The sequence below is a fragment of the Acinetobacter sp. ME22 genome (assembly GCF_022012315.1).
GTDB lineage: Bacteria > Pseudomonadota > Gammaproteobacteria > Pseudomonadales > Moraxellaceae > Acinetobacter > Acinetobacter brisouii_A.
Window position 1 is genome coordinate 202,162 of record NZ_JAKLTL010000005.1, and the last position, 20,309, is coordinate 222,470.

Annotated in this window: 17 protein-coding genes; 6 read left to right on the forward strand and 11 right to left on the reverse strand. The window is 43.7% G+C overall.

Translation table 11 applies throughout. The features are described from left to right. The first annotated feature begins 1 nt into the window (after position 1). The gene (coaE, locus tag LVY74_RS09320) at positions 2 to 607 is read left to right on the forward strand and encodes a dephospho-CoA kinase (RefSeq protein ID WP_237814842.1); all 606 of its coding nucleotides are present in this window, start codon (positions 2 to 4) and stop codon (positions 605 to 607) included. On the opposite strand, the gene LVY74_RS09325 is transcribed toward coaE, so the two are convergent. The 3 genes from LVY74_RS09325 to ppnP form a co-directional block, all read right to left on the reverse strand. Continuing rightward, positions 604 to 1,527, reverse strand: a complete 924-nt coding sequence (locus LVY74_RS09325) for a DMT family transporter (RefSeq protein WP_237814843.1) — start codon at positions 1,525 to 1,527, stop codon at positions 604 to 606. The genes coaE and LVY74_RS09325 overlap by 4 nt on opposite strands. A 19-nt stretch (positions 1,528 to 1,546) precedes the next feature. Continuing rightward, complete coding sequence (rlmB, locus tag LVY74_RS09330) at positions 1,547 to 2,296, reverse strand: 23S rRNA (guanosine(2251)-2'-O)-methyltransferase RlmB (RefSeq protein WP_151709905.1); 750 nt, start codon at positions 2,294 to 2,296, stop codon at positions 1,547 to 1,549. Between the two features lie 108 nt (positions 2,297 to 2,404). After that, complete coding sequence (gene ppnP / locus LVY74_RS09335; protein WP_151709904.1) at positions 2,405 to 2,728, reverse strand: pyrimidine/purine nucleoside phosphorylase; 324 nt, start codon at positions 2,726 to 2,728, stop codon at positions 2,405 to 2,407. A gap of 272 nt (positions 2,729 to 3,000) precedes the next feature. Here ppnP and recN point away from each other — a divergent pair, with 272 nt between their 5' ends. From recN to ruvX, 3 genes are all read left to right on the forward strand, one after another. After that, positions 3,001 to 4,677: a DNA repair protein RecN gene (gene recN, locus LVY74_RS09340; protein WP_237814844.1), complete on the forward strand. Its 1,677-nt coding sequence runs from the start codon at positions 3,001 to 3,003 to the stop codon at positions 4,675 to 4,677. A 94-nt stretch (positions 4,678 to 4,771) separates the two neighbouring features. Continuing rightward, the gene (locus LVY74_RS09345) at positions 4,772 to 5,326 is read left to right on the forward strand and encodes a YqgE/AlgH family protein (protein WP_237814845.1); all 555 of its coding nucleotides are present in this window, start codon (positions 4,772 to 4,774) and stop codon (positions 5,324 to 5,326) included. Beyond that, positions 5,319 to 5,759, forward strand: a complete 441-nt coding sequence (ruvX, locus tag LVY74_RS09350; protein ID WP_237814846.1) for a Holliday junction resolvase RuvX — start codon at positions 5,319 to 5,321, stop codon at positions 5,757 to 5,759. The genes LVY74_RS09345 and ruvX overlap by 8 nt, the downstream gene beginning before the upstream one ends. Before the next feature lie 99 nt (positions 5,760 to 5,858). Here the strand turns inward: ruvX and LVY74_RS09355 are convergent, their stop codons facing one another. From LVY74_RS09355 to LVY74_RS09365, 3 genes are read right to left on the reverse strand one after another with little or no spacing between them, the layout of a single operon-like run. Further along, entirely contained in the window at positions 5,859 to 6,875 is a 1,017-nt protein-coding gene (locus LVY74_RS09355; RefSeq protein WP_237814847.1) for an HlyD family secretion protein, read from the reverse strand. A 29-nt stretch (positions 6,876 to 6,904) separates the two neighbouring features. Then, positions 6,905 to 7,111 (reverse strand): DUF1656 domain-containing protein, encoded by a 207-nt coding sequence (locus LVY74_RS09360; protein WP_151709899.1) that lies wholly within the window; start codon positions 7,109 to 7,111, stop codon positions 6,905 to 6,907. Between the two features lie 2 nt (positions 7,112 to 7,113). Beyond that, the gene (locus tag LVY74_RS09365) at positions 7,114 to 9,180 is read right to left on the reverse strand and encodes an FUSC family protein (protein WP_237814848.1); all 2,067 of its coding nucleotides are present in this window, start codon (positions 9,178 to 9,180) and stop codon (positions 7,114 to 7,116) included. A 416-nt stretch (positions 9,181 to 9,596) separates the two neighbouring features. Here LVY74_RS09365 and LVY74_RS09370 point away from each other — a divergent pair, with 416 nt between their 5' ends. Then, positions 9,597 to 10,385: an IclR family transcriptional regulator gene (locus LVY74_RS09370; protein ID WP_151709897.1), complete on the forward strand. Its 789-nt coding sequence runs from the start codon at positions 9,597 to 9,599 to the stop codon at positions 10,383 to 10,385. A gap of 74 nt (positions 10,386 to 10,459) precedes the next feature. Here LVY74_RS09370 and LVY74_RS09375 read toward each other — a convergent pair whose 3' ends face one another. The 5 genes from LVY74_RS09375 to lpxO form a co-directional block, all read right to left on the reverse strand. Then, positions 10,460 to 12,646, reverse strand: coding sequence for a solute carrier family 23 protein (locus tag LVY74_RS09375; RefSeq protein ID WP_237814849.1), 2,187 nt, complete (start codon positions 12,644 to 12,646; stop codon positions 10,460 to 10,462). Between the two features lie 351 nt (positions 12,647 to 12,997). After that, positions 12,998 to 13,585, reverse strand: a complete 588-nt coding sequence (pgsA, locus tag LVY74_RS09380; protein ID WP_237814850.1) for a CDP-diacylglycerol--glycerol-3-phosphate 3-phosphatidyltransferase — start codon at positions 13,583 to 13,585, stop codon at positions 12,998 to 13,000. Between the two features lie 180 nt (positions 13,586 to 13,765). Further along, on the reverse strand, positions 13,766 to 15,565 hold the full coding sequence (gene uvrC, locus LVY74_RS09385; protein WP_237814851.1) for an excinuclease ABC subunit UvrC: 1,800 nt from the start codon (positions 15,563 to 15,565) through the stop codon (positions 13,766 to 13,768). 72 nt (positions 15,566 to 15,637) lie between these two features. Then, a complete protein-coding gene (locus tag LVY74_RS17855) occupies positions 15,638 to 16,222 on the reverse strand; it encodes a hypothetical protein (protein WP_442862787.1) in 585 nt (194 codons plus the stop codon). A gap of 146 nt (positions 16,223 to 16,368) precedes the next feature. Next, the gene (gene lpxO / locus LVY74_RS09395) at positions 16,369 to 17,286 is read right to left on the reverse strand and encodes a lipid A hydroxylase LpxO (RefSeq protein WP_237814852.1); all 918 of its coding nucleotides are present in this window, start codon (positions 17,284 to 17,286) and stop codon (positions 16,369 to 16,371) included. Positions 17,287 to 18,153: 867 nt separating this feature from the next. Here lpxO and fadB point away from each other — a divergent pair. Next, positions 18,154 to 20,307, forward strand: a complete 2,154-nt coding sequence (fadB, locus tag LVY74_RS09400) for a fatty acid oxidation complex subunit alpha FadB (RefSeq protein ID WP_237814883.1) — start codon at positions 18,154 to 18,156, stop codon at positions 20,305 to 20,307. Positions 20,308 to 20,309 lie beyond the last annotated feature (2 nt).

Below are 20,309 nucleotides of genomic sequence, written 5' to 3' on the forward strand. Positions count from 1 at the left end.
CATGTACGTGGTTGGTCTAACAGGTGGTATTGGCAGCGGTAAAACCGTTGCCAGTGACTGGTTCTCTGAGCAAGGCATTGGAGTTGTTGATGCAGATGTGGTTGCACGTGAAGTCGTGCAAGTTGGGCAACCTGCTCTCTTCCACATTCAACAGCAGTTTGGAGACTGGGTTCTACTTGAAAATGGTGAACTGAATCGACGTGCTTTACGTGAGCATATTTTTCAACATCCTGAAGCGAAAAAGATTCTGGAAAATATTACTCATCCCATTATTCGAGAAAGCATTATTCAAAAGCTAGCGTCTGCACAGAGTCCATATGTGATTCTGGTTTCCCCTCTGCTATTTGAAACTGAGCAAACCCATTTAACTCGACGTAATTTACTGATTGATACGCCAGAACATTTACAGCTTGAGCGTGCAAGCCAACGCGATCAAAGCTCGCATCAGCATATTCAAACCATCATGTCACATCAAATGCCCCGTCATGAAAAACAACGGCGTGCCGACGATGTTGTGATGAATGATGGTCAACTCAGCCATCTCTATGCACAGCTTGAACCTTTGCATCGACAGTATCTAGACGATGCAAAAAAAACAGCTTCTTAATGTGAAGCTGTTTTTTTCTGTGCAGCAAGTTGTTCCTGCAAGGCATCTTTACGCTTAAACCAACGCCAAGGCTGCAAGGCTCCAATCCCCATGCCAATCAAACCACAAATCATTGCAGTATTTAAGGGTTCACCCAACAATGGCACAGCCACAATTGCAGCCATAAACGGTGCAAGGGTGACAATACTTCCTGTTTTAAAAGCCCCGAGACGTTCAATCGCAGCCACATAACTCAAGGTTGCAACAATCACCACTAAGATACCGTGAAAAAAGCCTTGAATGGCTAAATGCATAACACTGGCTTCTTGAAAATGCTTCGGTAAGAACAGAATATAGATTGGCAAGTAAATCAGCGCTGACCAGATCGCCACCCCACTCATGGACTGCCAAGCGGACAGTTTCCAGTGTTTCAACAAGACAGTAAATACGCCCCACCAAATCGCCGACAGGAAAAATAGACCATCGCCAATATTCAAGGCAACATGGGTTTCTTCATACATCATCACACTCATCGCCGAAATGGCTACGAGCATAATGATTAAACTGATCCATGTATGTTTATCAAAAGGCTGCTTAAACAGCAGATACCCTGCCACCGCGGTGCATAATGGGATACAACCATTTAGAAAAATGGCTGCGTGGGCAGCAGGCACATAATGAAAAGCAGAATAGGACGTCAAGCAATAAGCAACACCGCCAAGCAGTCCCAAAATGAACGGCTCTTTTTTCCACAAAAATGCAGTTTCTCGACGCCAGATTAAGATCGGCATCAGAATACTAAAACCTATCGTGAAACGTAGAGCACACACATCCCATGCGCTGATATGCCACTGTGCATTGAGTCTGGAGAAGATCGTAAATCCTCCCCAAATCAACATGGTGATTGCAACAAATAAATAGCCTTGATTACGTGAGGTCATCGCTCGCTCGAATGATCACTTAAATGCTGTTGCGCTGGCGACAAGCCTCATACAGTGCCATTCCTGTTGCAACGCTCACATTTAAGCTTTGTAGGTTACCTGACATGGGAATAAAAACGGTTTGATCACACTGACTTTGTGTGATTGGGCGAAGACCCGTATCTTCTGCCCCCATGACAATCGTCACAGCACCTGTAAAATCAAACTTTTGAATCGGGAGTGCTTTTTCATCCAGCATCGTACCCACAACACGCACATGATGTTCTTCTTTAATATGTGCCAAAGTACGCGCCAAGTTGGTCACCTGAATAAATGCCACTTTTTCTGCGCCGCCAGCCGCAACTTTACGCGCAGTTGGCGTCAAACTTGCAGAGCGGTCACGCGGAACAATCACCGCTTGCACGCCCATTGCAGCTGCAGTACGAATACATGCACCCAAGTTATGTGGATCGGTGACTTGATCGAGTGCCAAAAGCAAAGCATTTGGATGTTGTTCAAGCAGTTGATCGAGATCTTTTTCATTTAAAGTTGGATGTGCACGTACAGCAGCCACAACCCCTTGGTGAAATGGCAAACCTGCCAGTTTTTCCAAGCTGTCACGACTCGCCTTTTGCACACTGATGCCAAATGGCTCAGCCAACTGCAAAATACGTTGCAAACGTTGATCATCACGACCTTTAAGGGTAAATAAAGTCAGTACTCGTTCTGGCTCAAGTTCCAACAGTGATTCCACTGAATGTACGCCATAGTAGTATTCTGGTTTTGCCATGAACGGATGACCTCAAAAAAACGATGCAAATAAAAAAATAAAATCCTGCAAAGCCAACTTTACAGGATTGATGATGAGCATAGTTTAACGGATTTTAGCGGGTTTTGCTTAACCTTCTAGGTGGCAAACGTAGTCCAAAACTTCATCTGTTTCGATTTTGAATGTACTGTTGCCTGGTACATAGAAAGACTGACCTGCACGGAACAGTTCACTCGTTTCACTGTCTGCGATTTTGACACGGCATTCACCTGAAATAATTTCCATACGTTCAGGGACATGTGTTTCAAACGTTAAAGCTTGTTCTGTAGGTAAGATAACCCCGAGCGTTTTTTTCGTTCCATCTTCAAATTGAACTGTATGGCTAATACATAAGCCACCAAAATAAACATTTGATTTTTTTACCACTGAAACATGATCATACTGAGCAGACATGCGTATTCTCCAAATAATGCGCATTTATTTTAAATAAAGTGGGTCTAGTTTAATTAGGGCTGAGTCTTGAATCAATCATCATCTAATTTTACTGTGAATTAGCAATTTTTATACCGTAAGCGATTTTTTAGCGTCAGAATATACGATTGATATAAAAATCTTATTTACAGCGTCAAGATGTTTTGTATGATCATGGTCAAACGATGAAACTGTTGTGACTCAAAACTCGATTCATTTAAACATCATTTTTCGCAGTCTGGATGCGTCCATATATGTTGACTCACTTAACTCTAATTAATTTTGCTTTAGCTGATCATTTAGCCTTAGATATTGAGGCAGGCTTTCATGTCCTAACTGGGGAAACAGGCGCAGGAAAATCCTTGCTGCTCGACGCCCTTTCTGTTTGCCTTGGTGAGCGTACCGATAGTCATATGGTGCGCTATGGCACAGATAAAGCCGATGTCACTGCAATTTTCAGTTATGCAGAACATTCTTTGGAAGCACAGTGGCTCACCGCACATGAGCTTGCAGATGAATCTGGTGAAATTCACTTAAGACGTGTTATTTTTGCCACAGGACGCAGTAAGGCATGGATTAATGGACGCCCAACCAGTCTGGCTGAACTCAAAGATTTAGGGCGCTTATTGGTTCAACTTTATAGTCAGCACAGCCAGCAGAAATTGCTTGAACCACCCTATCCAAAACAATGGCTCGACCGCTACAGTAACTTTGCCAAACCTGCTCAAGCGACTCGTGATGCCTATAGCACTTGGCAAAAAGCCATTCGTCAGCATGAACACGCGCTACAGGCTCAAGCCACACGTTTACAGCGAATTGCGACGCTTGAATTGCAACTCGAAGAACTCGAAGAACTCCTGCCTTATCATTACACTGAAATTGAACAAGAATTTGATCGACTCAGCCACCATGAGCACATCATGCAAGACTGTGCCTATGGTCTCAATGTGCTGGACGAAGCAGAACAAAATCTAACGCAAGAACTGGCAAGCGTGGTGCGCCGCTTTGAAAGTCATGTTGGGCGCAGTGAACAACTTTCCAATATTTATACCGCACTGGTCAATGCGCAAAGTGAACTTGAAGATGCAGCGAGCAACTTACGTCAGTTTATTGATCGTCAGAGCTTTGACCCTGAACGGATGGAACAACTTAATCAGCAGCTTGAAATCTTCCATCGTTTGGCACGCAAATACCGTACTCAGCCCGATGCGTTGCTTGCAGAATATGCCACATGGCAACGGGAACTTGAGCAGTTACAACAACTTGATGATCCTGAAACCCTTGCAGAACATGTCAAAGAAACTGAACAGGCATTTTTAGCATTGGCAGCACAGCTTGATCAATTACGTCGAGATGCCGCCACACCACTGGCTAAACTACTGACTGAACAGGTGAAGCCATTGGCACTGCCTGAAGCCTATTTTGAATTTAAGTTTGAAGCTCTGGAACAGCCAAGTGCTGAGGGTTTAAGTTTCATTCAACTGCTGTTTACAGCCAATAAAGGGATTCCTGCACAACCATTGGCACGCGTTGCTTCAGGCGGTGAGTTGTCACGGATTGCCTTGGTGATGCAAGTCATGAATGCCGAAAAAACCGATGCTGAGGTGTTGGTATTCGATGAAATTGATGTCGGAATTAGTGGCGGGACGGCTGAAATTGTCGGGCGCTTGCTCTCAGATTTGGCACGACATGTGCAGATTCTGTGTATCACCCACCAAGCACAAGTTGCGGCACAGTCTGATCAGCATTTACTGGTTCAAAAACAGCAAACCGACCCAGCAAGCAGTACCATTTTTGCCCTCAATGAAGAACAGCGCATTCAGGAACTGGCTCGCATGACAGGTGGTGTCGAGATCAACAATACTACTTTGCAACATGCCAAACAGCTACGCCAATTGAAATTCCAGCATACAAAGATCGGAAAATCCTAAAGAAAAAACTATTGGCGAAAGCGATTTCGTCTTGTATGTTGATAAAAGGACTCAATATAACATTGATACAGCGAATTTTAGGAGAATGGCTTAGGTGAGCAAACAATATTTGACGCATCGTTGTCTGATTGCTCCCCCTGACATGGCAGATGATTTTTTTGCCAACACCGTGATTTATTTGGCTCGTCACGATGCCGATGGTGCACAGGGAATTATCATTAACCGCCCAGCAGGGATTCAGGTCAAAGAATTACTCAATGACTTGGAAATTGATGCAGACAATGTACAGCCACACGAAGTCTTGCAAGGTGGACCTCTACGCCCTGAGGCAGGCTTTGTTTTACATACAGGACAGCCAGTTTGGCATTCCTCAATTGCGGTTGGTGAAAATATCTGCATTACCACCAGTAAAGATATTTTGGATGCGATTGCTCACAATGAAGGCGTTGGACGTTATCAAATTGCTTTAGGTTATGCCAGTTGGACTAAAAATCAGCTTGAAGAAGAAATCGCTCGCGGTGACTGGCTGATGTGTGATGCTGATATGGACCTGATTTTTAACTTGCCTTACCCTGACCGTTGGGATGCTGCCTATAAAAAAATCGGCATTGATCGTAACTGGCTCGCTTCCGAGATTGGTCATGCTTGAAGACACCATGCAAACGTTAATGGCTTTTGATTTTGGCACACAGAAAATGGGCATTGCAGTGGGTCAAACTGCCATCCAAAGTGTCAATCCGCTTTCGCTCTTTCCTATGAAAGATGGCATTCCCAATTGGGATGAACTGTTAAAACTGGTGAAACAGTGGCAACCCGATGTCTTTTTGGTGGGCTTACCGTTGAACATGGATGATTCAGAATCTGATTTGTCGATGCGTGCGCGTAAATTTGCCCGTCGCTTGCGTCATCAAACCAACATTACGACTTGGATGCTGGATGAACGCCTGACCACACGCGAAGCCCGTGAAGAACTCAGTGCCTTTCAACGTCAGGGACGTGCTAAACGTGTGGCTGCCGATAGTTTGGCTGCGGGATTACTGCTTGAAAGCTGGTATCGTCAGCCAGAAGGCATTACCCCTTAGCATTTCGACTCAAAATAAAAAAACCTGCAACAATGCAGGTTTTTTTTCTTGGGCATGTCGGATAAACACAACTTTTAGGTGATGTGCCCAAAGCGTGATTTACTTTTTGGCAGGCTGATTCTCTAAAATATGAATGGTTGCGGTACGCCCTGCCACAAATGCCAATGGATTATGTGGCTCTTCATCCAAAATAAACTTGACGGGAACACGCTGTGCCAAACGCACCCACGTAAAAGTTGGATTGACATTTGCCAATAATGTCGAACTGGTTGAGCGCTCACGGTCATCAATCCCTGAAGCCACACCTTGAACATGGGCTTTAATTTTTTGCGAATCACCCACGAGCTGAATGGTCGCGTGATCGCCCAAATGAATTCGGTTTAGTTTGGTCTCTTCAAAATAACCCACGACATACAACTGCTTACGATCAATCAATGCAGCGACATTATCCCCAACTTTGATATAACTGCCTGCACGTAAGCTAAAGTTCGACAATGTCCCATCCGATGGCGCAACAACCTGAGAACGATGTAAATTCAATACCGCCAAATTTAAAGTGCTTTGTGCAACATCAACAGCCGCTTTTTGCTGCTGAATATTGGCTTTGGCTTCTTCAATTGCAGCTTTGAGTTGTCCTTCTTCGGCATGTGACTCATCACGCGTTGCAAACATCTGATCTTGTTCTTGCTTCGATACCGCACCTTCCATCAAGTTAGCATAACGACTGGCATTTTTTTCAGCTAGACGGGTCGTTGCTTGGGATTTCACCAGATTGGCATTGGCTTGTAGTAGATTTGCCTGCATTTGTGCCAAGCCTGCTTTGGATTTGGCAAGATCAGCACGTGCCTGTTCAACATCTAACTGCTGACGAGCCACATCGATTTTAAATAAAACCTGACCTTTTTTGACGGTCTGGTTATCTTGTACCAAAACATCCGTGACCAAACCCGATACATCTGAAGAGACTTGAATGATATCACCTCGTACACGACCATCACGTGTCCACGGTTCAGCATTATAGTAGTCCCACAAATGTACCACAGCATAAATTGCAACGAGCAAGGTCACCAGTGTAACCACGGGTCGAACAACTTTACGTGCATCAAACGAACTCATAACTTTATCCTAAACTTACATCACCTAAATTAATACGAGAACTGGGCAAACACCCAGTGGGTCAGCAATAGGCAAACCATATACAGACTGAGGTTAAACACCCCAGGAAAGGCGATCCAGCCTTGTTGAATCAGTCGATCCGTGCCACGTCCTAACAGAAGAAAACCGATATAGGCTAAAATTGCCTGAATCAGAAAGCTTGGCACAAACACGCCATATAGATTGAATTCACCCATGTTTATGCCTCTGCCTGCATCGTTGGACGATGAAAAATACTGCTGCGAATGTTGTTTAAACTAATCTGTAAACGCTGTTGCAGATCGTGATCATTTGGCTGTTGTAATTGTTGCTCAATCTCAGTAATTTTCATCATCACCTGCGCTCTGATCTCTTCATCCAAGTGCAACTGCTTCTCTTGATTACGAAAGGCGTCATCCAGCAAATTTTGTAACTCACCGATGTGTATTTTTAACTGCTGACTGATGTCTGCACGGTGTGCCAATTCATCGAGTCGACTCAAATCCACAATGGCACTGGTTTCAATCAAGGCCAAGTTCATGGCTTGTTTTAATGCTGCTGATTGAACCAACTTGGTATTGAGCAACCCGATCCGATCGAGCATGCTGCGTAAATGAATATGAAATTCAACACCATACGGTAAATATAGCGCTTCACGCATAGCTTTATAATGTTTAGACAACAGCCTATTGACACTTTCCTCAGGGGAAATTGCCCGAATAAAATATACCGCCATGACCGCAATGACAGGTCCCGCAACACTCCCCAAACATGCTTCAAAGGACTTTAAAGGGTCAATACTATAACGGTTCTGTAAGTTCAAACTCATGATGAAGGACACCATGGTTGGAAGTGCCAAACCTGTGAGTGGCGGATGTGGATACATCATCACAAAAATAATCAGGGTCGGTGCAAGCACCAGTGCCAACTGCCAGAACTCTTTCACCTCAGGCATGATGCCCAAAATATAAATAATGGTGAGAATCCCTGCATAGATACTGCCTCGAATAAACATCTTTAAGGCAGGTACTGGGTTATCCATTGCCGTTAAAATACACGCTGAAACGGCGGCAAGCTGCGCCATCATATAACCTGCATTCCAACCACTATAAATCCACAGTGAAAAGGACACAAAAATTGCCACCACAGCCGCCAATGCACCACGCAATGCCATGCCGTGGTCACGGTGTAAGCTAGGATAGCTGGTGGTTAAGGTAGCGATTGATTCTGGAATATGCTTTTCACCACGTTGAATCAATTGCCAAATCAACTTGACAGTGAAAACATTTTGAATCAAATGACGAATGTCCATTTTCAGACCCGCCAAAATAATCTGCTGCTCTGGACATGCCAACCGCTTTAAATGCTGAAAATCTTGTTCAAACTCAGGGGGCAATGCCGTTAAATCAGCTTCTTGAATCTGTGTCTTACTGACAATAAATGCCCGAATATGTTGATGTAAGGTCAGCACCCCTTGCTGATAGTGCCCATCAATCGCGTTGAGTTGACGAATACGCTCTGCCGCTGCCGTCAGGTTTGAAACAATCATGGTGATCTGATGCAACAATTCCTGAATTGGCTTGGTCATGCCTTGCAGCTCACCTTTTTCATAGTTCAAATGCACAGCCAAGGCATGAATATCTGCAATATCTCGGGTAATCGCACCTAACAATTCACTATAGTTATTGTCCTGATGATGTTCCGTTAAAATCTTTTGAAAAATCTGGCGAGTATCATTTAATGTCTTATCAACACGTTGCTGAATCGCAGGGCCAAGATGGACAGGGAAAATCACTGAAAAAACCACCGCTGTACAAACCACTGCCAGTGAGATTTCCAAGACCCGCCCGAGTGCCATATCAAATACACTGACTGTTTCAATATTATTAATCGAGTTACAGGCAATCATTGCAGTGGTATAACCCGCTAGCATAAACACATAACTACGCGGTGTTCGATCAAGCAAAGAGATATATAAACAAAAGCCCACCCAAACAGCCAACACTGACATAAATAAAAAGGGGGTATTGATCAAATGCGGGGTAATGATGGTTGCCACAATCGCACCTGCGGCTGTCCCAAACAGACGATAGACCGCTTTAGAAGACACCATGCCCGAATATGGATTGACAATGATCATCACTGTGCCAATCGCCCACATCGGATAAGTCAAATCTAAACAAAACGCGATATACAGCGCTAGCATCCCTGCAATAAAGGTTTTTACCGCAAAGATAAAATCCATTTTTGAAGGACGAAATGCCAACAACTGTTTATAGAGCAACATGCCTATCTCTCAAGATAATGAAAATAGTGTTCTCTTCGCCAAAATCACAGACAGCACCTCGCCCACATTTGCTACACAAACAGCAAATGTACAATCTGTCACAATGCTATAGCTCGCCCAGCCCATAGACTCATCTATAGGAGTGAGATGTGATTCGGAGGTTTTCTCGGTTGTTTTAACAACGAGAATACGAAGAGTTGAATTCAGTTAATGCACAAAAGATGTGATTTAACGTCTTCATTCGATATTTGATTTGTCAATTTTTTCAAAAAAAAACATATTCGTCAACAATAATATCTTCATTTGATAATTTATGTTATTTTAGACGAATATCTTACGTTTTTTTCATGCGAAAAGATGTGCCGTTTTATAAACTATAACGACTTCGCCACTTTTGATTGGGAAATCTATTCTCTATGGCCGTTACGAGCTTTGGTAAAATTTTAACCGTTTTGGACTTATTCTCCATTTCTCGACATGTCATTAATGTCGATATTATTAGTCAGGAACTCGGCTTATCCCGACCGACAAGCTATCGCTATTTAAAAGAGTTGGTTTCAGCCGATTTATTACAGCGCATTAGTGGAACTTCGGGTGACTACACCCTTGGCCCTAAAATTGCGGTACTGGATTATATTTCGCGTACTACAGACCCACTGGTTCAGGTCAGTATTCCCTATATGAAAGATATTGTGGAACATACCGAACTCAGCTGCCTACTGACCTTTTTGAATCATGACTACTGTATCGACATTCACGATGAGTCTTTTCAAGGCAATCTGCTGGTGTCTTATGGTCGTGGTAGCCCGCGCCCTGTGTATATTGGTGCATCACCCAAAATTATTGTGGCGCACATGAACAAGCAAGGGCTGCATAACTTTTATGAGCGCTATGCCGAGCAACTCGGTCAAGTCGGTTTTGCTCAGGATGAAAACCAGTTTATTCAGCACATGCGTAAAATTAAGAAACAGGGCTATTACTTCTCGCAAGGCGAAGTCAATCCACTGTATTCGAGTTTATCTGTACCGATTAAATATTCGAATAAAATCGCGCCTGTAGCTTTAACGGTAGTCGGCTCGAAAAACCGTTTTGAATATGTCAATCTGGAAAAAATTATTCAGACTTTAAAAGAGCATGCCACTGAGATTGAGAAAAAATATCTGAATCTTGCTGAGCAGGTCGAGCAGCAATCGAGCCAACACTAAAGCTAGATAAATGCTCAATCACTAAAAATGTCACAAGGCGGATGCAAGCATCCGCCTTGTGATTTTAAGATCAATTATAAGAAATCAACTTGACCTGTTTTTACATCGTAAATTGCACCGACAATCCCAACTTCACCGTTCTCGACCATTTCACGCAGGACATCGCTGTGTTTTAAAATATAGGCGATGTTGTTTTTGACATTCATCATGGTGACTTCATCAATAAAACTGCGTGCCAGTTGATAATCGGTCATTTGCGTTTTGACGGTTTCAATCGCCGACATGATCGGTTTCAACACATACTGAATGTTCGGGGTATCTTTGGCTTGACTGACATCAAGCTGCTGCTGATACATCTTACATGCCGCTGTCACAGCGCCACAGTCGGTATGCCCCAACACTACAATCAGACGAGAACCCTTACTCTTACAGGCAAACTCCAAAGAACCTAAAACTTTTTCCCCTGCAATATTGCCCGCAATTCGTAAACTAAATAGATCTCCTACCCCAACATCGAACAACATTTCGGTTGGCGCACGTGAATCCATACAGCCCAAGACTGCCGCAATTGGATGCTGCCCATATTTCGCGGTAATCTGAATTTGACGAGCAATATCATGTTGTAAACGCTGCTGCGATACAAAACGCTGATTACCTTCTTTGAGTTTTTGCAAAACCAGTTCTGGGGTCAATTGCTGCTGCATTTCACGGGTACTGACATCGACATCAATCGCATCATCTTCATGTAATTCAGGATAATGTGCCTGAAAACCCACAAGTTTGAGATCAATCTGACGTTGTGCAGCTTTTTCCTGCTGAAATTCCTGAATCACCTGATACAAATCAGGGTCGATATACGCTGTATTACTGGCATCAATCACCACAGTTTCATGACGCTTAATTTTATTCAGCACCGACAGCAAAGCGACACGGTTTAAAAAGCTGACATTCTGTGCCAGTTCAATTCGAGTCAAGTTGCCATGTAAATGCTTTTCATGAATCACTTTGACACCGCTATGCATATTGCTATGTAAAATAAACAGTGTGCTGAGCACCAAGCCAATCATAATTCCAATCAGCAAATCGGTCAGCATGATGGCAATCACAGTGACAATAAATGGCAGGAACTGCTTCCAACCCTTTTGATAAAGCTGAATAAACAATTTTGGCTGTGCCAGTTTATAACCTGTCAGCAACAAAATTGCAGCCAATGCCGAGAGTGGCACGACATTGAGTAATGGGGTTAAAAACAGAATTGCCACAATCAGCAAAATGCCGTGAAAGATCGTAGCGACCTTAGTCTTTGAGCCACTGGTCGCATTGACTGAACTCCGTACAATCACTGAAGTCACAGGCATGCCTCCAACAAAACCCGACAAGGTATTGCCGATGCCTTGCGCCAGTAATTCACGATTTGGCGGTGAACTGCGCTTGTGTGGATCCATCTTGTCAGCAGCTTCCAGATTAAGCAAGGTTTCTAACGATGCCACCACCGCCAGAGTTACTGCACCGATATAAATTTGCGGATTATTCCAATGTGAAAAATCTGGAAAATAAAAGATTTGCTCTTGTGAAGTAAACAGGTTCGGTAAATCAATTAAATGCCGCTCACCCACAGCCAAACTTGAACCTGTCTGAATCAAGATCCAGTTCAGCACCCCAGCAAAGACGACTGCAATCAGTGCTGACGGCAATGGTAACTTCTTTAAAGGCGTTTGATCCCACAACAAAATCAAGGCAACGGATAACACCCCAATCAGGGCGGCACCGACATCGACATGCTGTAAAAGTTGTGGAATCTCTTGAATCCCCAAATCTTTCACTGTTGCCATATGCAAACCGAATAAATTGGGTAACTGATTAATAATTAAGATTAAACCAATCGCAACCAATAAACCCAAGATCACATTGGTTGGGACAAAATTGGCAAACGTCCCCAACTTTAAAAAGCCAAAGACCATTTGCAACAAACCCGCAAAAATCACACACAGCAAAAATGCCGAATACTGACCATCGAGCGCCATTAACTGCGCCAAAATAATTGCGGTTAGACCTGCTGCGGGGCCTGAAACACTAATATGTGAACCACTAAATGCACCAACGACAATTCCGCCGATCACACCTGCAATTACACCTGACAATAAAGGCGCTCCCGATGCATGAGCAATGCCCAAACACAGTGGCAACGCCACCAGAAACACCACCAAACCTGACATTAAATCGCTCGGATAAAACTTCCGATCTAAAAACATTGTTTTCATAAACAACCGTCTAAAATGAAATAATAAGACAGCTCGTTATTTTGTTCCTATCTATTCCTTGTGGTTACCACACATCATCCCTAATCCTTGAAGGAAAACTTCACGTGCCAAGATCATCTTGACAGAGGAATTTTTTCAAATAGTAGTTTTTCTCATTACAGTTGTCAGCATGTGTAATGTTATACAGTTTTATTGCTAACCGATCTTGCCTAGCTTTAATTTTTATAATATGAATTTTAAAATTTTTATTTTTAAATCATCAATATATTTTTCCCATACGCACTATTTTAGTGATTGGATTTGCACAATCATTGGGCATAAAAAAGCCCTGAATGATCAGGGCATTGTATTTTATGGTTGCTTTAAATACGGCCATGCGGCTTTCAAATAAATAAACATCGACCATAAAGTCAAAATCACAGCGGTATACAGCAAAATATAGGCAAAAGTTTCTAATGGCTGCCAATTCAGCAAAAATACGCTGATTGCGATCATTTGAAATGCAGTTTTATATTTCCCAACGGTGGATACGGCTACACTGGTGCGTGCGCCAAGTTCAGCCATCCATTCACGCAGTGCCGATACGGTAATTTCACGGGAAATAATCACAATCCCTGCAAATGCCATCATAATCGTCGGTTTCCACTGCACTAAAACCACCAGTGCCGCAGCAACCATCAACTTATCTGCGACAGGATCGAGAAAACGTCCAAATGCAGACGTTTGATTGAGCGCACGTGCCAAATAACCATCGAACCAATCTGTGATTGCTGCCAAAATAAAAATTGCAGTCAAAATAAGATGACGGGTGAAACTGCCTGAATGCCCTGCAACACCAATCGCAGGTGCCCAGTAAGCGACCAGTAAAAATACGGGAATAAGCACGATTCGTGCAATGGTGAGAATATTTGGAATGTTCAGGATTCGCCCTGTTGTCATAGCCACCGCCAATTTAGCCCTTGCAAGTCTGCATCGAGTGATTTTTAAACGTATTTTTGACTGTTCAATACTTGCATCACTTTATACGAAATGTACAGATGTGTCGACCATAAAGCCGTCGTGATCTTACAAAACCTTCTGATTGCAAGCCTTATAGCAGCATGCTTTGAATGCCCTGCATTATTCGTGTAAGACCTGATAAATGGTGCGTGCCATCACATTCCCCAAACCGGGGACTAAGGTCAATTCTTTTTCGGAGGCTTTGAGCACCCCTTGTATTCCACCAAAATGAGTCAGTAAATCACGGCGGCGTTTTGGCCCAAGTCCCGGAATCACTTCAAGGACTGAACCCGCACGGCGTTTATCACGTTTTGCGCGGTGCTTGGTAATCGCAAAACGATGTGCTTCATCTCGCACCTGCTGAATCAGATGCAGCGCTTTATGATCTTCTGCCAACTGGATTTTATGTCCATCAGTAAAATGCAGGGTTTCCAGTCCTGGTTTACGCCCTTCACCTTTCGATACGCCAATCATGAAGGCATCTAGACCCAAGTCTTGCATCACCTGCATCGCCATATGCAACTGACCTTTACCTCCATCAATCAACAGTAAATCAGGCAATGGCGCTTTTTTGTAACGGCGGGTCAAGGCTTGACGCATGGCTGCATAATCATCGCCTGCCTGAATATCTTCAATCGCAAACTGGCGATAATCGCGCTTACGTGCTCCGCCCTGATCGAATACCACACAAGAAGCAATCGTGGCTTCGCCCATGGTATGACTGATATCAAAACATTCAATCCGATCGATCGGACGATCAACAATCTGTTCCAATTGATAGAAGCGCTCATGCAATTCCTGATGCTGATTGAGCTGACCCTGAATCGCATGTTGTACATTCATTTGCGCCAACTCAAGCCACTCGGCACGGGTTTCTCGGACATTGGCTTTGATCTGGATTTTCTTCTGAAAGTGCTGACTGAGTGCCTGTTCCAATTCCAAACGGTCTGGCAACTCCGTATTCACAATCAATTCTTGTGGAATTTCGTCGGCGACCTGAAAGTAGAAATTCGCCATAAAGTCACTCAGCATTTGCCCCAAGTCATCACTGAGCATGTCTGGGAAATAACTCTTTCCACCGAGCATTCGTCCATTACGCACATACATCATTTGTACGCAAGTCACACCTGCCTGATGGGCAATCGCCAAAATATCCGCTTCACCTTTGATTTTATACACCGCTTGCTGTGCCGAGACTTCACGCAGCAGCGCCAAACGGTCACGGTAAAACACCGCTTTTTCAAACGCCAATTCGGCGGCGGCAGCTTCCATTTTGGCAATCAGTTCTTGGTTAAGTTCTTTGGTGTCGCCTTGCAAAAAGCGAATCGAATTTTGCACATCTTGCGCATAATCTTGTGGGGAAATCAGCCCAACACAGGGCGCAGTGCAACGTTTAATCTGATACTGCAAACACGGACGTTTACGCTGGGAAAAATAGCTGTTTTCGCACTGACGCACATTAAATAGTTTTTGCAAAATCAATAAAGTATCACGCGCTGCATAAGCACTCGGATACGGCCCAAAGAATTTTCCAACCTGATGTTTGCCTTTACCGCGACCACTAGCAATCCGTGGATAGGGCTGATCGGCAGAAATAAAAATATAGACATAGGATTTATCGTCCCGCAGCATGATGTTATACGGCGGACGATGCAGTTTAATCAGGTTCTGTTCAAGCAATAAGGCTTCGGTTTCCGAGCGTACTACCAGCGTTTCAATATCATAAATCCGTGCCACCAAAGCTTGGGTTTTCGGATGTTCAATGGTTTTAACAAAGTAGCTCGATACCCGATTTTTTAGATTTTTGGCTTTGCCCACGTACAGCAATTCACCATCCTTGCCGAGCATTTTATAGACCCCGGGAAGCAAGGTCATCTTGGCAAGCAGTTGTTCAATGTGTTCGCGGGCGTTCGGGTTCACGGCTGGCTCAGTAATCAAAACAGGTATGACAGTATGTAGCGCCTGAACCCACAGATTTCAAGAATAAATAGTTTAACGTGCTGCGGCATTACAGCTTGCCAGTTCTCGCGAGCCACTACGCCACTCTGCACCTGCCGAGTTGCTATAAGCACCAATCCGACCAACTTTTGCAGCCAGATTACGGCAGGATTCAACTGACAAATCATTGCCCCAAGGGCCAGACATGCTGCATTCATGTCCGTTACATTCCCAAATTACCCATGCACCCCCTGAAATTTGAGTCTGAACTTTGCCACGATACTGCGTTGCCGCATACCATACGGTTTCCCCACGATTGCTTGGGCGGCTCGCTGCCTGATTACACTGATTCAGCGCAGGAGAACCTGCTGCCCACATTCGCCCCGCAGAGTTGCCGTAATAGCGTAGCTCGCCCACTTGTGATGCCAAGTTCTGACAAGACTCTAGTGATAAATCATTGCCCCAAGGGCCAGACATTTGACACTCACGACCATTGCAGTCCCATGTCACAGGCGCACCGCCTGAAATACGAATATTCACATTGCCCCGATATTCCGTTCCTGCAAACCACGTGGTCGCATGCCCCAATACGCTTAAACTCAGCGCCCCCAATAGCACTGCAAGTTGTTTGGTTTTCATCGCTCTTTTCCTTTAGATTATTGTGATGACTTGATTGATTATTTTATGGATTATTTATTTTTAAACAATTGATTAAATATTGTCTTTCCCAATAAAAAAACGCCCGTGATTGGGCGTTCTTAAAGTTATGCTTTTATCTGGATATTTTATTTAAACACATAAGGACGAATAAAAATCAGGAAGAAAATTCCAAGCATCAGTACCCATTTCAAAATGTAGTACAACTGACGATTGGATTTTTTCAGTGCTTTGGCTTTTAAACGAATTTGATAGACATAAGCAAACGCTTTATTTAAGCCCCCTGTACGGTCACCCGTATCATTCGGTGAACTCGCTGCCGTCATGACATTTTTACCAAACCAGTGGTTAAATTTTTCCATCAGCCGGCTTTTCAGTGGACGCTCAACGTCTGCAAAGAAAATAATACGGTTCTGATCCGTCGCATTTTCAGCATAGTGAATGTAGGTTTCATCAAACACCACACTTTGCCCATCACGCCATGCATATTTTTGTCCATCGACATCAATAAAACAACGCTCATCATTCGGGGTCATTAAACCCAAGTGATAACGCAATGAACCCGCATACGGATCACGGTGACGAACCAGACGGCTATTTGGCGCGAGTTCGGTAAACATGGCTGCTTTAATGCTTGGCAAGGTTTTGAGTAATGCCGTGGTTTTTGGGCAAAGTTCTGCCGCAGAAGGATGAGCCGAGTCATACCATTTTAAGTAAAAACGTTTCCAGCCCGTTTTAAAAAATGAGTTAAAACCTAAATCATTATAGGAATCCGCAGCTTTAATGTTGCCTTGTGAATATAAAGCTTTGGCTTCATCGCGAATCATTTCCCAGTTTTCATCGAGAACTTTAAGATCTTTAAAGCGCTGCGTTTCGATATAGGGCTGATTCGGCACTTTCGAGAAGGCGTACATTAAAAAGTTAATTGGTGCGAGCAGCGTTGAATGGTCAAAAAATTGACGATAAAACGAATGCCGCACTTTACCACGATATTGGATATACAATGCAGATATCACAAAGATCGCCAAAATGATCCATTTAATCATAAGGTTACTCAGAATTAATCAACGATTACACCAGTGATAAATACCAACTGATTCTCACTTGGCGATATTTTAACAAAAATATAAAAACTTACTATAGACAGCATTACTCTGTTGAAAGTTCATCGTGATTATTTTTAAACAATTCATGTTTTTATTTTCTATAAAATCAGAAGACTAGGGTATTCTATGCAACGATTGAGCAAGAAAAACCACCCCAAACTGTTATAGTAGAAACAATGACTTTGGGCTTTTCTTGTATCTTTTAAATTTAAGTATTTGTTTTATATTCTTAAATTAAAAAACCCTTACAATAGACACGATCCATTCCAGTAAGCTTCATTTCACCTCTTTCCATTACAGAGATGGTCGGCACTTTTCTATATGTTTTACAGGACACAATGTTTCAAGCTAATTTGATCACAGTGACCTTTACAAAGTATTCAGCCTGTTAAAACCGTCATGTATGCATCAATCGTGTCTCATGCTGGGTCTTGAGGTTTCACTGCAAAACTCTGTGAATTTTTGTATGAATCTGACTCTAAACAGCAACAAAGCATTGACCCAAATGACAAAAAATACATTTTCCTAAACTTTCTGAATTACACTTTCATCCATTTAATAAACCAATGATTTAAATCATGATAAATCAGTATAACCCTCATTTTTTGTGTGCTTATTCAACAAAAAAACTGCCCAGTTCGCTTTTGATGCAAAAAATCAGTGACCATTGCGTCACGGCTTGATACAACTCGAAGCATATTTTTTGTTTAGAGTTATCGTAAGATGAAAAGCACTCCAAAGACGTGCTTTGCACAGCAACCCAATAACATCAACGAACAAGTCCTCCAGAATAAAGGAGATCAGGGCATGATCCACGCAGGCAATGCCATTACCGTCCAAATGCTACAGGACGGAATTGCAGAATTCCGCTTTGACTTACTCGGTGAGTCGGTTAATAAATTTAATAAGGCCACCATTGATGACTTCCAAGCCGCGATTGCTGCGGTACAGTCACATCCTGAAATTCAAGGCTTGGTGGTTACATCTGCCAAATCGACGTTTATTGTCGGTGCAGATATCACCGAATTTGGTGCAAACTTCGCGCAAGGCGAAGCGGTCATTCAAGAATGGCTGGTAAGTATTCACCAGATTTTTAACAGTTTTGAAGATTTAAATATCCCGAAAGTTGTGGCGATTAATGGCATGGCTTTGGGTGGCGGTTTTGAAATGTGCTTGGTGTGTGACTATCGTGTCATGGCGAAGTCAGCGCAAGTCGGTTTACCTGAAATCAAGCTCGGTATTTTCCCAGGTTTTGGTGGCACAGTCCGTCTGAGCCGCGTCATCGGCATCGACAATGCTGTTGAATGGATGGCGATGGCTGTACCGAAAAAGCCTGATGCTGCCCTTAAAGATGGCGCAGTCGATGCTGTGGTTGCCGATGACCAAGTAGTTGCTGCTGCAATTGATTTAGTCAAACAAGCGATTGCTGGTCGCTTAGACTGGAAAGCAAAACGCCAAGAAAAACTGGAGCCAGTCAAACTCAATCAAATTGAACAGATGATGGCATTTACCACAGCCAAAGCTGCGGTACTCTCTAAAGCCAATCCTGCCCAGTACCCAGCACCAAAACTGATGTTGGACTCACTACAAGCAGGCGTAACCTTAACCCGTGATGAAGCGGTCAAAGTCGAAGCACAAGGCTTTGCTAAAGCTGCGGTGACACCACAAGCAGAAGCCTTGATTGGTTTATTCATCAACGATCAGGTGGTGAAAAAAGCCGCGAAGAAACACGAAAAAGGCGCGCATCCTGTCAATCAAGCTGCGGTATTGGGTGCAGGGATTATGGGCGGTGGTATTGCCTACCAAACCGCGAGCAAAGGCACACCAATTATCATGAAAGATATTGGTAATGCTCAACTGGCACTCGGCATGTCTGAAGCCAACAAACTCCTCACTAAACAAGTTGAACGTGGCAAATTGACTGCGGCAAAAATGGGCGAAACCCTGACCCGCATTCGTCCATCTTTAAGTTATGACGAATTTAAAGATGTCGATATCGTGATTGAAGCAGTGACTGAAAATCCAAAAGTCAAAGAAGCGGTTTTGGCGGACACTGAAAGTAAAGTCCGTGACAATACGATTTTGGCATCGAACACCTCGACCATTTCGATTACCCGCTTAGCCAAAGCACTGAAACGCCCTGAAAATTTTGTCGGTATGCACTTCTTTAACCCTGTACACATGATGCCATTGGTTGAAGTCATCCGTGGCGAACACACCTCAGAAGAAGCGGTTGCAACAACTGTGGTATTGGCACAGAAAATGGGTAAAACCCCAATCGTGGTGAATGACTGCCCAGGCTTTTTGGTCAACCGTGTGCTGTTCCCTTACTTCGGTGCATTTGATCTGTTACTCAAAGACGGCGCAGACTTCCAGCAAATCGACAAAGTCATGGAAAAATTTGGTTGGCCAATGGGCCCTGCCTATTTGATGGATGTCGTCGGGATCGATACAGGTGTGCATGGTGCTGAAGTCATGGCGGAAGGTTTTCCTGACCGTATGAAACCTGATTTCAAAGGTTCTATCGAAACCCTGTATGAAGCCAAACGTCTGGGTCAGAAAAATGATGTCGGCTTCTACAAATATGAACTCGACAAGAAAGGCAAAAAAGCCAAAACCGTCGATGCAACGGCGTATGACGTGATTGCCCCAGTGGTCACAGGTGAAAAACGCGAGTTTGATCCACAAGAAATTATTGACCGTATGATGTTGGCGCTGTGCAACGAAACCGTTCGCTGCTTAGAAGACAACATTGTTGCCACCCCTCATGAAGCAGACATGGCGATGATTATGGGGATTGGTTTCCCTGCCTTCCGTGGTGGCCCATGCCGTTATATCGACCAGACAGGTGTGGCTGAATACGTGGCACTGTGCAACACCTATGCCCACTTAGGCAAAGCCTATGAAGCACCGCAATTGCTGCGTGACATGGCTGAAAACAACAAGAAATTTTACGGTTAAGG